This is a genomic window from Rhodococcus sp. SJ-3, from assembly GCF_051918125.1.
Lineage (GTDB): Bacteria > Actinomycetota > Actinomycetes > Mycobacteriales > Mycobacteriaceae > Rhodococcus.
In genome coordinates this window covers 1204757-1219414 of sequence record NZ_CM123306.1, presented here as the reverse complement: position 1 = coordinate 1219414, position 14658 = coordinate 1204757, and the positions used below count along the sequence as shown (strand labels likewise).

Sequence of the window (14658 nt, the reverse complement as noted above, 5' to 3'; positions counted from 1 at the left end):
GACCTGCGGCCCTGTGTCAGCTCTGACCCGGCGTCGTCATCGTGCTTCCCGCGGCAGTGCCGCCGTCGACGCGAAGGACGGCGCCGGTGACGTAGCGGGCGCGGTCGCTGGCCAGATAGACGGCGGCTTCGGCCGCGTCGTCGACGGTCCCCTCGCGGTTGAGGGGCCGCTTCTTCGACTGCGTGGTGCGCACGCTCGAAATCATCGCTTCACGCTCCTCGCCCTCGAGTTCGGTGGTCGACGACGCGAGCAATGTCGTCGGGATGCTCCCCGGTGCAAGGCAGTTCACGCGGATTCCATGGACGCCCAGGTCGATGGCCGCAGATTTCGTGAAGTGGATGACCGCGGCCTTCGACGCCCGGTACGTGATCACTCCTCTGCCTGCCATGATGCCGCCGATCGAGGAGGTGTTGATGATCGAACCGCCACCGTGCTCGGCCATGTACTTCGCTGCTGCTTGCGTCCCCACCATCACGGCACGCAGGTTGACGGCGAAGATCTTGTCGAAGGCCTCTAGGTCGTCGTCGAGGAAACTGGCGTGGATGGGCCCGGAGATGCCTGCGTTGTTGACCAGCACGTCGAGTCCCCCGAACGTCTGCACCGCGAAGTCCACCAGCGCCCGCACCTCGTCGATGTCCGAGACGTCGGTTTCCCGAAACACCGTGGCGGGGGCGAGGGAGTCGGCGAGGGCCTTACCTTCGTCGCGGTTCACATCGGCTACCACCACCCGGGCGCCTTCGCGGACGAAATGTTCGACCGTCGCGCGGCCGATCCCTGTGGCACCGCCCGTGACAACGGCGATCTTGCCGGTGAGTTCTGAAGACATGTAAGCACTCTCGCATCTCGAAGGGTTCGACGTCATGGCATCCATCTACTGGACGCATTGTCTATCAATAAGCGTTGCCTGCCAAGAGGGTTGCGATCACCGACGGCGGGGCCACGCTGGTGGCCTACCGGCGCCGCGACGCGAGGGGATCGATGACCGTAGGCGAGTGGGAGTCATCGCGATCGATGGGAACATGTGTTCGACTCGAGGTAGGGTGTGGAGCGCGCGGGTCGGTGAGGTGTCATGCCTGGGAAGCATCGGCCCGCGTGCGGCAACTTGGAGAGCGGAATCTTTCCCCTGCCGCCTCGGGTTGCCATTGCCTCATGACCCGCGGAAAGCCGGAGAACCTGGGGAAGGTTTGCCCGATTCTGCGCGAACCCTTCCCCTAAGCTGGAACGTGTTCTAGATTCTGGGGCAGGGTTCGTCGGAGTGGAGGGATGCACAGTGGAGTTCAACCTTGCTGATGTTTTCGAGACAACCGCGTCTGCGGTACCGGATCGCATCGCGCTCACGTACGAAGATCTGAATCTCACGTACGCGGAGCTGGACGCGGAAGCCAACCGCGCCGGGCAGCTCTTCTCCCAGGCGGGCATCTCCAAGGACGATCACGTCGCGGTATTCCTCAAGAACTGCGTCGAGCACGTCACCAGCATTCTCGGTCTCATCAAGATCCGCGCCGTGCCCATCAACGTCAACTACCGCTACACACCCAGCGAACTCGAGTACATCTTCACCAACTCGGATTCGGTGGCGGTCGTCGTCGAGCTTCCCGAGCATCAGCAGGTCCTCGCGTCCTTGCTCGATGCCTGTCCGCTGATCCGCACGGTGTTCGTCGTCGGCGAGGCAACGGAGGAGCTGAAGCAGGCCGCCGAGCAGCGCTCTGTCGCCGTGGTCTCCTTCGCCGATGCGCATGCTCTGCCCGCGACAGCAGAGTTCCCCGCGCGTTCGGGCGACGACCTGTATCTGCTGTACACGGGCGGAACCACCGGATACCCGAAGGGTGTCATGTGGCGGCACAACGACTTCTTCCGCAAGCCGCTCTCCGGCGGCAATCCCTATGGTGCTGAGCCGCGGAAGGATCTCGCCGAAGTCGCAGCGGGAGCGACGGAGTTCCCGGGCCTGGCGTTCCTCATCGCGGCGCCCCTCATGCACGGTGCAGCCCTCTACTCACTGTTCACGTTCTTCACGCTCGGGGCCCGGGTGGTCTTGAGGCGCGACTTCGATCCGAAGACGGTGGTCGAGGCTGTCGAGAAGGACAAGGTGCAGGTGATTCTCATCGTCGGCGACGGCATGGGATTGCCCCTCGTCGACGAGATGGAACGTCGGAAGGACGACGCCGACCTCAGCTCGCTGTTCTCCATCACCTCCGGCGGTGCCATCTGGTCGACGAGCGTCCGCGACCGCATGCTCGCCGTGAAACCCGACCTGTTGCTGCGCGACAACTTCGGCGCTTCGGAAACCGGCAACGACGGCGCATTCGACGTCGACGAAGACGGAAACCTGCGGATGCCGCCGAGTCCCAACATGATCCTCGTCGACGAAAAGCTCGAGCCCATCGCCCCGGGCTCCGACGATGTCGGCTACATCGCCCGTATCGGCAACGTGCCGCTGGGCTATTACAAGGACGAAGAGAAGACAGCCCGGACCTTCCCGACTCGCGCCGACGGCACGCGCTTGTCGATCCTCGGAGACATGGGTCGTGTGGAGGCCGACGGCACCATCGTGTTTCTCGGTCGCGGCTCGCAGTGCATCAACACCGGAGGCGAGAAGGTCTTCGCCGAAGAGGTCGAGTCGGCACTTCATGCGCATCCGTCGGTCTCCGACGCTCTTGTCGTGCCCGTGCCGCACGAACGCATGGGCCAGGCTGTCGCGGCCGTCATCGCCACCTACCCGGAAGCTGGGGAACTGACGCTCGAAGAGGTGCAGGAACATTGCCGTAAATCGTTGGCAGGATACAAGATTCCGCGCTCTATCGTAGTGGTAGACGAGGTCAAGCGCACCCCCGCCGGCAAGGCGGACTACCGGTGGGCCACCGCTCAGGCTGCGCAGTAGGCGACGAACACAGCAATACCGACAGATGCACCTCTTCGGAAGAAGAGGTGCATCTGCGTATGCGGCCCTCGATCGCCACGGTCGTGTTCAGGGCCGAGTGTGCCGGGCGCGACGCTCCGCCTCTGTGAGCGCGCGTCGGACAACGGCCGACAGTGCGACGAACGATTCCAGCTGGCTGGACCCCGAAGGTTTGATGTCGTCCAGTTCGGCTGCGATGGATTCGCTCTCACTGCAAAGTTCGGTAGCAAGAGCGCACTGATCATTCAGCGACTTCAGTTCTGTCAAAGGCCAACTCGCGTCGATAATCCGATAGTCGCCGCGCTCTCTCAGTCGAACTCCACGGGATGCAAGGGAGATTCGAAGTGCCTCGTTCACCTCGACGGAGCGGTCGGTGACCTCGATCCACCTCTGCATCGCGTTGAGCTTCGATCGCTCGCTACGACGCTTGCCTGATCCGAACAGTGACAGCTTCATTCGCGATTTCCCCTCTAATCGAGATGATTGTAGCTGCAATATCGTGATCTTGTAGGCGATTTGGCGAGGTACCGACTGCCGCGCGCCCACCCGTCCGAGTACTCTTCGCCACAGGCCGACACGCTCGAACGAGGATGACGACGAGCCCGTCGGATCTGCGAGCTGACGCGCCTCAGTCTGCCGCTCGATCGAGCTCGGCATCGGGTCGGGCGGGCGTAGCCGCAATGCGACGAGGATCGTCGTCGGGAAGCGATTCGATCAGGATGCGTCGCGGGTGCGCCGCAGAGCCCGCCGCCAGATACTTCTGACCGGGACGCACGCGTCGGGCCTGATCGGCTATCTCGTCCGTGACTGCAGGAATGGCGGGTTCGTTGAGTGCGTCGCGCACGATCCGTCGTGGGTCGTATTGTTTCAGGTCCAATGAAGTCGTAAGCCCCATTTCACGTTCGGCGCTTCCGCGCGTCGATTCGACGAAGTCGCGCAGTGCCCGCACAGTGCGGGCGAGCCGATGGGCGTAGACGGGAAGCCGTTGGGGGCCGAGCACGACCCCCGCGATGATGGCGACGAGGAACAGTTTCTCGAAGGTCAGGCCGAACATGGTGTGGATTCCTCATTTCGGGACGATCTCCTGTCGTGCAGCGTCGTGATGACGAGTGCGGCGCCGAACAATATCGACATCGGCAACGCGACCACGAACATGGACAGGACGTCGGCGGCCGGCGTTACCAGGGCACTGAACAGCGTGATGACGACGACGATGACGCGCCAGCTGCTACGGAGCTTGGCTGCGGAGACGATCCCGACGTAGTTCGACATCGCCAGGAACACCGGAAGAACGAAGGCAATCCCGGTCGCCAGAACAACTTTCATCACGAAGTCCACGTAATACGACGCATTGAGGATCGTGCTGTCCTGATCGGACGAGAATGCGGTGAGCACGCTCACCATCCGGGGAAAGATCAGGAATCCGAAGGCGCACCCGGCTGCGAAGAGCGGGGCGGCCGCCGCAGAGAACCCGACGACATACTTCTTCTCCCGGCGCGTCAGACCGGGGGTGACGTAGGCGAAGAACTCTCGCAGCCAGATCGGACTGGACAGGATCACGCCTGAGAACAGTGCGATCTTCAGCTGGAGGTCGAACGCACCGGTCACGGTGTCGTAGTTGAGGCTGGCCTCCCGAGAGAGCGCCAGCTGCTCGACAGGTTCGCGCAGGACGTCGAGGATCTGATCAGAGAGAGCGAAGCCGACGATCACGCCGATGAGCAGCGACACCGCCGCGCGAACCCCGCGACGTCGCGCTTCGCGCAGGTGTCCGGCGATCGGCATCGTGCCTCGCGCGGCGGTGGTCGCGGTCATGATGCGCGTCGGTACGGAACCTGGGTGAGGTCCGCGGTCTCCGCGTCGATGGTCGGATCACTCACCTCGTCCTTGAGGATGCGCATCGACTGGCCCACGCTCTTGGCGAGCGCCGGAAGCTTGGTCGAGCCGAAAACGAGGAGGACGATCGCGAGGATGATGAGAGCGTGCCAGCCGGTGAGGTTGTTCAGCATGGTGTTGTCCTTGAATGGGTTGGATGAGTGATCAGTTGGGTGTGCCCGGGCCCATGCCCGGCATTGCTCCACGGGGAGGTTCGCCGCCCATCGGCGCACCTTCCGGCGGAGCACCACCGCCGGTGGGTTCGGTCGTCGTGTCGACCGCGACTGCCAGCGACCCCACGTATCCCGAGTCGGTACTGCCGGAGAATGTGCCCATCTGCAGGTCGTATCCGTCGCCGAAGACGTTGTCGTTGTCGAGACTTCCGATCCGGGCCAGATTCTCGGCCGACCCCGCATAGGTATCGAGCTCGTAGACCTCGTTGAGCATGTCCTGGGGAAACGCGATCTGAGAGGTCGCGATCGCGTTCTCGACGTTGGTCGCGGAATCGACGTCGAGGTAGACCTCGAAGTGAATGTGGGTCCAGCGGCCGGTGTAGCAGCCGGGCACGATCGTCTCGAAGGTTGCCTTGCCGTCGGCATCGGCCACCTGAATCCCGCGCAGGTAGGTCTCGTCCTCTACACCTTCGGTGTACATCGAGTACCGGCCCTGCGCGTCGCACTGCCAGGCGTACACGGCGACCCCATCGAACGGGGTGTTGTCATTCGCCATGTCGGTGACCGTGAAGGTGAGGGAAAGTGGAACACCGTCGGCGGTGGTGCCTCCATCGAGGCTCGACGTGATCTCGCGGCGGACGATCCCGGACTCCTCGAGCACGTTGACCCCGTTCGTGCCGTCGGCCGGATAGGGGCCGTTGGTCTCGTCGGGGATTTCGCCGGCGGGTGTGCTCACGGTGACGGCGGTGCTGCCGATCCTCGAGGAACACGCGGCCAGCGCCAATGCACCGGCACCGGCACCGACGACGCTCAGCACTCGGCGGCGGGTGATCAGAGTTGCGATATCGAAGCCCGCACCCTGATCGACGACGTCCTCTGTGGGGCGGTCGAGCAGGCGGCCTTGGTATGCGGGTCCGTCCGGTGTATCAGTGGGTTCGGGAACGCGGCTCATGTTCGTCTCCTCCGTGCGTCGCTCAGGGGTTCAGTGATAACCACAGTCCCAGCCGACGCCGGGGGAGCCCTGTGTCGTCGCTGGGTGTTTGCCGTGAGCGGTTTGCACAGTCGGCCGGTCATCTCACGGCAGGCCAGGATGCGTGCGGGTACCGTCTCGTGGATGACGAACTTGGACCACGGAGACCCTGGCGACGCTCCCACTGTGCCGCCGCCGTTGACGGAGATCGTGAACGCGGCCCGGCCCTCTGCCGCCGAGGAAGCGCGGACGGTCGCCGCGTCGACGAACACGGGTACTCTCGCAACCCTCACCAAGGAAGGCGACCCCTGGGCGTCGTTCGTGACGTACGGGCTCGTCGGAGGCTCACCGGTGTTGTGCGTGTCGCACATGGCCGAGCACGGACGCAATCTGGCGCGCGATCCACGAGCGAGCATCGCGATCGTGGCACCGGACCCGCAGTCCGACCCATTGGCCAGCACTCGAATCACCCTCGCCGGGTATGTCGAACGTCCGGAGGGTGAGGAGCTGACCGCCGCGCGCGAGGCGCATCTGGCCGCCGTGCCTGCGGCGCGCGTCTACATCGATTTCAGCGACTTCTCGCTCTGGGTTCTTCGGGTTCAGCGCGTGCGCTGGGTGGGCGGGTACGGACGGATGGATTCGGCCACCGCCGAGTCCTATGCCGAAGCGTTGCCGGATCCGGTGATCCCGGCGGCCGGTCGCGCGATCGCGCATCTCAACGACGACCATGCTGATGCGCTGCTGGCGATGGCCCGAAATCTCGGCGGATTCCCTGACGCCACCGAGGCCACGTGCGTCGGAGCCGACCGTTACGGTCTGGATCTGGATGTCACCACGCCGCGCGGTCGGGCACTGACCCGCGCCGGATATCTGTCACCGCTCGATTCCGCTGCTGAGTTACGTGCGGCCACAGTAGCTTTGACACGCGCAGCACAGGCCTCGTAACCCGGGCGCACGATCATGGATATCCGCCGCCGCGTCGCCGACGCTCGCGTGGCCCGGCTCGCCACAGCGGATGGATCGGGCGTGCCGCACGTGGTGCCGATCGTGTTCGCTTTCGACGGCGACACGATCCACACCTGTGTCGACGACAAGCCGAAGACGACGCGGCAACTGCGACGCTTGGCCGACATTGCAGAGAATCCTCGGGTGAGTGTGCTCGTAGACCACTATGAGGATGACTGGTCCCAGCTGTGGTGGGTCCGTGTCGAGGGCATCGCCACCGTGCACGATGCCGATACGGACGCCGGAGCGGCCGGACTCGACGCGCTGGTCCGGAAGTACACGCAGTATCGGGTGCAGCGGCCGTCGGGGCCGGTGATCACCATCGACCAGCTGAGATGGCGGTCGTGGTCGCCGTGAGCCACGACGACGCGTCCCGGTCGAGTGCGGCGTCGGATCGATGGCGGGTATATCTGTCACATGCGTATCGGAATCGTCGGCCTGTCTCGGGGCCTGTACATGGCCGGATTGGCACGCCGGATCGGCATCGAGGTGATCGCGGTCTGCGATGCTGACTCCGAACGTATGGCCGACGCACGCGCAGAGTTTCCGGAGGCGCGGGCAACCGGGGATTGGACCGAATTGCTCGGTGCCGGTCTCGACGGTGTTGTGCTGGCCAACGACTTCGACGCGCACGCGGAATTGGCCATCGCGTTCCTGGATCACGGGATTCATGTGTTGTCGGAGACCGCGGCCTGCGCGTCCGAAGACGAAGGACGCCGGCTCATCGCTGCGGCCGAGCGTTCCACGGCAACCTATTCGTTTGCGGAGAACTATGTCTTCCATCCGCATACTCGGCTGCTTCGGAAGTCAGTGGATTCCGGCGAGCTGGGCGCACTCACGTTGGTGGAAGCCGACTATCTGCACAGTCTGTCGCCCCAGGACACAGCCGCTCTGATCGGCGACCCTGCACATTGGCGTGGACGTATACCGCCGACCGCTTACTGCACGCACACCGTCTCACCGCTACTCGACCTCACCGGAGCGTGGCCCGTGGAAGTCAGCGCCTTCTCCATCGGACCGGATGATGCTCGCCCCGCCGCCGTTGTTCTCGCCATAAGGCTCTCCGACGGCACCCTGGCCGTGGCCCGCCACGGTTTTCTCGCCGGCGAGACCGGTAGTCACTGGAGTTGGGTATCGGTGCGCGGTTCCCATGGCATGGCCGGGTCGGAGCGCGTCACAGGAGAAGAGGCGTGGTCCGTGCGAGTGCGTCTGGAGGGCTGGGCGCAGGCGGACGGGCTGGTGCGTGAGCAGATCCGCGTACCCGACCCCTACGTTGCGGACGACGAACCCATCGATCGCATGGCAGAGGGCACCGTCGTGGTGCTCGAAGGATTCCGTGCGACAGTGGAACACGGCACTGCACCGCTCATTCCGGTGCATCGCGCCGTCGCGGCATCATTGGTCGGTGTGGCAGGTGCGGAATCGCTCGTCACCGGTTCGCGGCCAGTGCTGGTTCCGGATGTCCGCCCAGAACATCTGAGGCAGGAGGTGAGGGCTTCACCCAAGCGCCTCCAGTGAAAGACGTTACTGCTGAGACTATTCGAGGTATCCGAAATGAACGAGCCGATCGCGTTGCCGATCATGTTGATCGGCTTCGGGCCGGTTGCGCAGCAGTACGCTGCCACTGTCCGTGCCCGCCGTGACGAATTCCGGATTCGATACGGGGTGGAACCCCGCGTCGTCGCGATTCGGGGACGAACCCGGCAGGTTCTCCTGCCGGACGGTGAAGCTCCACCCGCACGGGAATTGTGGACTCCACGCACGTCAGTGGCAGACCTGTTGACGCGTACCTCACCTGTCGTCGTTGCGCAGGCGGTCCCTTCCCACCCAGAGGGTGCTGGAGAGGCATTGAACGACGGCCTCACCGCACTTGCCCACGGCGCCCACCTGGTGACGGCAACGAAGTCGCCCCTGCTGACCGGATGGTCGCGGCTACGGGATGCTGCACTCGAACATGGTCGCGGGGTGCGTATTTCAGGTGCAACCGGCGCTGCGTTGCCTGCCGGAGACATCGCACGTGCCGGTTTGCGCGGCTTCGACGTGCGCACCATCCGTGGGTGTGTCAACGGCACCGCAAGTTTCGTACTCGATCAGCTCGGTGATGGTGCGGCCCTCACCGAGGCCATCGCGATCGCGCAGGACCGAGGTATCGCGGAGGCAGATCCCTCGGCGGATCTCTCCGGAGCCGATGCCGCGACGAAGCTACGTCTGCTGGCAGGGCTGCAATGGGGATGGGACGTCAGCGCCTGCGAAGTCGAAGCGGAGCCGATCACCGCTGCCACCGCCGACCGCGCCGCGCGTGTGAGTGAACGCGGCGCGGTTCTGCGGCACGTCGCGTCGGTGAGCATCGATGATCCAGGCCGCGTCGTCGTTGCACTTCACGAGTTCGCACGATCCGAGCCGCCCTTCGGGGTTCTGGCCGGCCCGGACAAGGCGGTCACGTTCGGATGTGGCGATGCGGGGGACATCACCGTCTCCGGTGGTCGATCGAGTCCGCTCGGGGCAGCCCTGTCCATGGTCAAAGACACATTGTCGCTGGCGATCGATCCTTCGACCGGGCTCGGCTGAGTGTTCCCGGTGAATCGGGACAGCTGTCCCTTTCCGTCGGGACTCCGTGCGTCGCAATCTTTCCGCATGGCGGTTGACGTTGCGGGATCGAGAGTGGAAGGGGCAACAATGCGCACTCCGAATATCAGAGAAGATGAATCGACACCAGCGGTCCTTGCGGACACCCCGTCGGTGCCCTCGGCGCCGAGCGCGGTGTGGGCATGGACCGGCGCTGTCGCCGGTCTGGCCGGTGTGGTCGGTATCCAGGCCAGCATGGCGATGGGCGCAGCTTACGACGAGAACAACGCGGGCAACGCCGTCGCGATCACCGCCGCGTTCGCCGAGCAACGTACCGCGATGCTCGTGATGCACCTCAGTCTCACCATCTCGACGCTGCTACTGCTCATCTTCGCTGCAGGCCTGTACCGGCGCTTGCAGGCGGGGCTGCCGGAGTTCAGCCTTCTGCCCACCGTCGCGGCATTCGGCCTGGTGCTCACCTCGACGGGGACCCTGCTCGGGACCGGCCTCGACACCGAGTTGCTGTTCGGCCTGTCCGACACCGACAAGATGGTGCCCGAGGTGGCGGTGTTCGCGTCACATTGGATGGGCACGATTCCGTGGCTGTGGGTCGGTGCCGGACTCAGCGGCCTCGCCGTCGCGGTGGCCGCACTTCGGCACCGCGCCGTACCGCGCTGGCTGGGGTGGACGAGTCTCGTGCTGGGCGGATTGACCACCCTGCTCGGGGTGTCCCCACTGCAGTACATGGCAGGATTCGTCGGACCGGTGTGGGTCCTGTTGGCAGGCATCGGATTCGCGCTCTCCGAGCGAGTGAAACGATAGCGCGACGCCCGGTGGTCCGCGGGTGCATACTCACTGCACCATGAACGACGCCTCGGCCACTGGGAAAGCGGCGGGCACCGGAGCACCGGTGTCCGCCGCCATCGTTGCTGTCGCCTCGTGGCTGCTCGCCTGCGCAGCCGTCGTCGTCTTCATGGCCGCACGTCCCGTGCTCGACGCCGACCAGTTGTTCTTTCTCGTGGACGTCGTCGGGGCGGCCGTGTACGGCACGGTGGCGGGGGTGGTGCTCGCGCGTCGCGCGCACCCCGTGCCGATCCTGCTGGCGGTTGCCTCCATCGGCGTGGGTATCGCCGCGTTGTCGTACAGCTGGACCGAATTGGCCCTGGTGCGTCCCGAACTCCCACTCGGAATCCTCGAGCCACGCCAGAACACCGCGTGGATACCGGGCACACTCTCGTTGTTCCTGGTGGTGCCGTGGCTCATCCGCGACCAGGCTGCCGACACCGCCACCCGCATCGGTCTCGGCGTCGGGGCTGCCGCGACCGCATGGTTCTTCTGGGCTCGCACCTACACCGAGATACCGGCGGTCTGGTTCGTCGGCCCGGTCGTCGTGACGGGTTTCGCGACGGCCGGGTATGTCGCGTGGCGGTGGCGGCGGGGGCCGGAAGACGAACGTGCCGGGATGGGATGGCTCGTCTTCGGCAGCGCGCTGATGACCGCTTCCTACATCCCGCTCGCGGTGCCCGGTGTTCCCTGGATGCTCACGCCGCTATTACATCTCGCGACACAGGCGTTCTATCCGGTGGCAATCCTCGCGGTGGTGTTGCGGCAACGCCTGTGGGGGCTCGATCTGGCGGTCAGCCGTGCGGCCCTGGCCGGTAGTCTCGTCGCTGTTCTCGCCGCGGGATATGTGGCGGTGGCCGTCGTGGTGTCGCTGGTGCTTCCGACGGACGGTTCCGTGTTCGCTCAGGCCGTTGCGGCGACAGCTGTAGCGCTCGCCGTCCAGCCGGTCCGGGCATGGCTGACCCGCCGAGTGCATCGCCTGGTCTACGGCGACGGTGCTGATCCTGCTCGTGCCGTACGGACCCTGGGGAGGCACTTCGCAGGGGCCGAATCTCCGGAGGTATTGCTCGGTGAGCTCGCCGCCGGTATCGGTACCGCGCTGCGTCTCGAATCGGTGGAGGTGCGGCGGGCGAGTGAGACGATCGCGCGCTGGGGCGAACCGTCGAGGCCGGCAGAGGAAGTGCCGCTGCGTGACGGTTCGCTCGCGGTCACCGCCCCGCCCGGGGAAACGCTCGGGGCTCGCACTCGTGATGCCCTCACCGAATTGGCGTCTGTGGTGGAAGCCGGTCTCGTGGTGTTGCGAGCGGCCGAGGATCTCGAAACCACGCGGCGTCGTCTCACCGAGGCGCGACTCGAGGAGCGCCGCACCATCCGCCGCGAATTGCACGACGGACTCGGGCCTTCCCTCGCGGGCGTTCGGCTGGGTTTGCAGGGTGCCCGGAATCTCATCGGCACCGACGTCGACGCGGCCCGTGATCTTGTCGACGAACTGTCGAGGGAACTCGACAGGCAGGTCGACGGCGTACGCGAACTGTCGCGTGGCCTTCTTCCGCCGGTGCTCGACGAACTCGGGCTCACCGCCGCCCTCGACGAGCTCGCCGCGAATCATGCGCGCGCCGGTTTCCGCGTCGAACTCGAGACCACTGCGGACGCGTCGGGACCGGTCGCGGTGGCCGCGTACGGCATCGCGTCGGAAGCGATCCTCAACGCCCGTCGACACTCGGGCGCCGATGGCTGCCGGGTGCGCGTCGGCCATGACGACGACTTCCTCGTCATCGACATCTGTGACGACGGAACAGGACCCGCGCCGGACGCGCGTGTCGGAGTCGGTACGCAGAGTATGCGCGAGCGGGCGTGCGGAGTGGGAGGCACTGTCCGGGTCGAAAACGCCGAGCCGCGCGGCACCGTCGTGCGTGCCCGGTTACCGTGGTGCGGGCCATGAACAACGATGAACAGATCCGGGTTGCGGTGATCGACGACCATCCCGTCTTCAGACTGGGCATGGTCGCCTTGCTCGGCACGCTGGACGGCATCGATGTCGTGTGCGAGGCCAGCTCTGTTCGCAACGCTCTCGACGTCGTGACGGGCGACGTCGACGTCGTGCTCATGGACATCGAACTGGGTGACGGGTCGGGCATCGACGCCACCCGTAGCCTGCTCTCGAAGTTCCCCGGCCTTCGTGTTCTGGTGGTGACCATGCACGAGGACGAGGACACACTTGTCGCATCGGTACGGGCGGGGGCACACGGATATCTGGTCAAGGGCGCAGATCCGGCGGGTGTCGAGCGGGCGATCCGGGCGGTCGCCGACGGCGAGATGATCGTCGGAGCGGCGGTTGCGGCCAAGGCGCTCGGTGCGATGGCTTCGTCACGTGCCCTGGCGCCGACGGTGTTCCCGCAGCTGACCGGCAGGGAACGCGAGATCCTCGATCTCGTGGCCAGGGGCCTCGACAACGGGACGATTTCGCGTCGTCTCGTACTCAGCCAGAAGACGGTGCGGAACCACGTTTCGAACATCTTGGGGAAGATCGGTGCGGCGGACCGGGCGACCGCCATCGTGCGAGCACGTGAAGAGGGGCTCGGTCTCGGGTGAGGGAATTATCTTCGACGCAAGCCCGGTCGTTCACGGCCGGGAGGACGTCAAGCCGTACTGTGAGTGCGATAAGAACGGTATGGGAGTAACAAACAGTTCGTCCGGTATGTCTACCAGCGTGGAGGCTGATCTTTCGGTGTTGTCGTTCGAGTCGACGGTGCCACGACGGTATGTGCATCGACAGTCCGTATCGGAGGTTTTCCTCACCGATTGCGTCACCGGCCCGGAACCCGACCGGTTCGTTCTTGGCGCGCAATGGCCGCGGCTCCACGGCTTCTACCGCGGCCGGGCCGGCCGGTACGACCCGATGCTCCTCGCGGAGACCCTGCGGCAAAGCGTGATCTACCTGGCACACACCCGCTATCGCGTCTCGCTCGGTCAGCGATTCGTGATGCAGACGATCGAAATCACCGCTGAACTCGATCAGCTCGAGATCGGTGCGGGGGCGGCCGAGGTCGCGGTCACCGTCGTGGTGTCGAATGTGCGGCGACGAGGCTCGCATGTCACCGGTCTCAGCGCTGCCCTGACGTTCGAGGTCGCGGGCCGCCGAGTCGGATCGGGCCACGGCCGTGCTTCGGTGCTCACCCCGGTCGAGTACGACACCGCTCGATGGGGTGAGAGCGGGCCGCGGGCAATAGGTTCCGTGCCCGACGGTGTACCCCTCGATGCGGCCGCGGTGGGCATGGTGGCCGACGGCGATGTCGTCATCGGGGCAACGGCACGACGCGGGCGATGGCAGGTGCTACCCGACCTGTCCCACCCGGTGCTGTTCGACCATCCGTCCGATCATCTTCCCGGGATGCTCATGTTCGAAGCTGCGCGCCAGGCGTCGCGAGCGGAGCTCGGGCTTCCGGATGCGGATCTGGTGTCGATGAGCGTGCAGTTCCAGCGGTTCGTGGAACTCGACCGTCGAGCCGAGGTGGTCGTCTCGTGCGTCGATGATGAGCCCGGGCGCGCGCATGTCGTATTCGAACAGCACGGAACGTCGATGGCCTCGGCGACGCTGACGTTGGCTTCTGCGGTCGATGTACGTTCGGGGCGCGGAACCCGGTCCGGTGTGTAGACGCGCGTCAGGCCATCGCTGGGTCGCGGACCCAACGAGCGCCTCGAATCTTGTCGCTGTCGAGTCGGCGCTCGGGTGCCACGATGCCCGGCAACAGGAACTGCCACATTTGGTCGATACGCTGTTCGAGATCGGTGCGCCGATCCAGCACGTTCGAGACCATCTGGACGCCCGTGAAGGCGGAGATCACAAAGCGAGCCAGCACCGGTGGTTCGATCGTGGGAAGGATATCTTCCTGGACGATCGCTTCCTCGACGAGACCTCGGCAGGCTTCGATCCAGTCCTGGTACGGCCCGGGTTTGCCGGGTACAGCGCTCGCACTGAACTCGAGGGTCAGCCGGATTCCCGCCCGCACGATCGGATCCTCGACGATCTGTCGGCCCATTTCGTGGCAAAGCATGACGATCTGTTCGAGCGCCGAGGCGTTGGTGGTGGAGATGGCTTCCACCGCGGCGATGGAGATGGTGTGCTGCCGATCCATGACCGCTTGCGCCAGGTCGTCCTTCGACTTGAAGTGGAAGTACAGGGCGCCTTTGGTGAGCCCACTGCTCGCTTCCACGATCTCCCCGAGGCTCGCACCCTCGAACCCCAGTCGATCGAATGTCGCCGCGGCTGCGACGACGATCTGCTGCCGCGTAGCTACCGCGCGGGCTTGTCTGACCACACCCCGTGTCCTTTT

The 14658-nt window shown here is 65.3% G+C and carries 16 protein-coding genes; 9 read left to right on the top strand and 7 right to left on the bottom strand.

Translation table 11 applies throughout. From position 1 onward, the window contains the following. Positions 1 to 16: 16 nt before the first annotated feature. On the bottom strand, positions 17 to 826 hold the full coding sequence (locus ACTDXD_RS05350) for an SDR family NAD(P)-dependent oxidoreductase (protein WP_440126134.1): 810 nt from the start codon (positions 824 to 826) through the stop codon (positions 17 to 19). A gap of 444 nt (positions 827 to 1270) precedes the next feature. On the opposite strand from ACTDXD_RS05350, the gene ACTDXD_RS05345 reads away from it, so the two are divergent. After that, a complete protein-coding gene (locus ACTDXD_RS05345; RefSeq protein ID WP_440126133.1) occupies positions 1271 to 2878 on the top strand; it encodes an AMP-binding protein in 1608 nt (535 codons plus the stop codon). 87 nt (positions 2879 to 2965) lie between these two features. Here ACTDXD_RS05345 and ACTDXD_RS05340 read toward each other — a convergent pair whose 3' ends face one another. From ACTDXD_RS05340 to ACTDXD_RS05320, 5 genes are all read right to left on the bottom strand, one after another. After that, positions 2966 to 3352, bottom strand: coding sequence for a hypothetical protein (locus ACTDXD_RS05340; protein WP_440126132.1), 387 nt, complete (start codon positions 3350 to 3352; stop codon positions 2966 to 2968). Between the two features lie 172 nt (positions 3353 to 3524). Then, positions 3525 to 3950: a preprotein translocase gene (locus ACTDXD_RS05335; protein WP_440126131.1), complete on the bottom strand. Its 426-nt coding sequence runs from the start codon at positions 3948 to 3950 to the stop codon at positions 3525 to 3527. After that, positions 3938 to 4708, bottom strand: coding sequence for a twin-arginine translocase subunit TatC (gene tatC, locus ACTDXD_RS05330; protein WP_440126130.1), 771 nt, complete (start codon positions 4706 to 4708; stop codon positions 3938 to 3940). The genes ACTDXD_RS05335 and tatC overlap by 13 nt, the downstream gene beginning before the upstream one ends. Then, positions 4705 to 4902 carry a twin-arginine translocase TatA/TatE family subunit gene (locus ACTDXD_RS05325; protein ID WP_440126129.1) on the bottom strand — a complete coding sequence of 66 codons (198 nt, stop codon included), beginning with the start codon at positions 4900 to 4902 and terminating at the stop codon, positions 4705 to 4707. Before ACTDXD_RS05325 ends, tatC begins: the two co-directional genes overlap by 4 nt. Before the next feature lie 31 nt (positions 4903 to 4933). Next, positions 4934 to 5893, bottom strand: a complete 960-nt coding sequence (locus ACTDXD_RS05320; protein ID WP_440126128.1) for an intradiol ring-cleavage dioxygenase — start codon at positions 5891 to 5893, stop codon at positions 4934 to 4936. A gap of 162 nt (positions 5894 to 6055) precedes the next feature. Here ACTDXD_RS05320 and ACTDXD_RS05315 point away from each other — a divergent pair, with 162 nt between their 5' ends. The 8 genes from ACTDXD_RS05315 to ACTDXD_RS05280 all read left to right on the top strand — a co-directional run bounded on the left by ACTDXD_RS05315 (position 6056) and on the right by ACTDXD_RS05280 (position 13979). Then, entirely contained in the window at positions 6056 to 6856 is an 801-nt protein-coding gene (locus ACTDXD_RS05315) for a HugZ family protein (RefSeq protein WP_440126127.1), read from the top strand. Between the two features lie 15 nt (positions 6857 to 6871). Continuing rightward, on the top strand, positions 6872 to 7273 hold the full coding sequence (locus ACTDXD_RS05310) for a TIGR03668 family PPOX class F420-dependent oxidoreductase (RefSeq protein WP_440126126.1): 402 nt from the start codon (positions 6872 to 6874) through the stop codon (positions 7271 to 7273). A gap of 60 nt (positions 7274 to 7333) precedes the next feature. Next, a complete protein-coding gene (locus tag ACTDXD_RS05305; RefSeq protein ID WP_440126125.1) occupies positions 7334 to 8434 on the top strand; it encodes a Gfo/Idh/MocA family protein in 1101 nt (366 codons plus the stop codon). A gap of 36 nt (positions 8435 to 8470) precedes the next feature. Then, positions 8471 to 9484 (top strand): hypothetical protein, encoded by a 1014-nt coding sequence (locus tag ACTDXD_RS05300; protein ID WP_440126124.1) that lies wholly within the window; start codon positions 8471 to 8473, stop codon positions 9482 to 9484. Between the two features lie 108 nt (positions 9485 to 9592). Beyond that, positions 9593 to 10303: a hypothetical protein gene (locus ACTDXD_RS05295; RefSeq protein ID WP_440126123.1), complete on the top strand. Its 711-nt coding sequence runs from the start codon at positions 9593 to 9595 to the stop codon at positions 10301 to 10303. Between the two features lie 40 nt (positions 10304 to 10343). After that, the gene (locus ACTDXD_RS05290) at positions 10344 to 12266 is read left to right on the top strand and encodes a histidine kinase (RefSeq protein WP_440126122.1); all 1923 of its coding nucleotides are present in this window, start codon (positions 10344 to 10346) and stop codon (positions 12264 to 12266) included. Further along, entirely contained in the window at positions 12263 to 12916 is a 654-nt protein-coding gene (locus tag ACTDXD_RS05285; RefSeq protein ID WP_440126121.1) for a response regulator, read from the top strand. Before ACTDXD_RS05290 ends, ACTDXD_RS05285 begins: the two co-directional genes overlap by 4 nt. A gap of 106 nt (positions 12917 to 13022) precedes the next feature. Further along, entirely contained in the window at positions 13023 to 13979 is a 957-nt protein-coding gene (locus tag ACTDXD_RS05280) for a ScbA/BarX family gamma-butyrolactone biosynthesis protein (protein ID WP_440126120.1), read from the top strand. Between the two features lie 7 nt (positions 13980 to 13986). Here the strand turns inward: ACTDXD_RS05280 and ACTDXD_RS05275 are convergent, their stop codons facing one another. After that, positions 13987 to 14643, bottom strand: coding sequence for a ScbR family autoregulator-binding transcription factor (locus tag ACTDXD_RS05275; protein ID WP_440126119.1), 657 nt, complete (start codon positions 14641 to 14643; stop codon positions 13987 to 13989). Between the last annotated feature and the right edge of the window lie 15 nt (positions 14644 to 14658).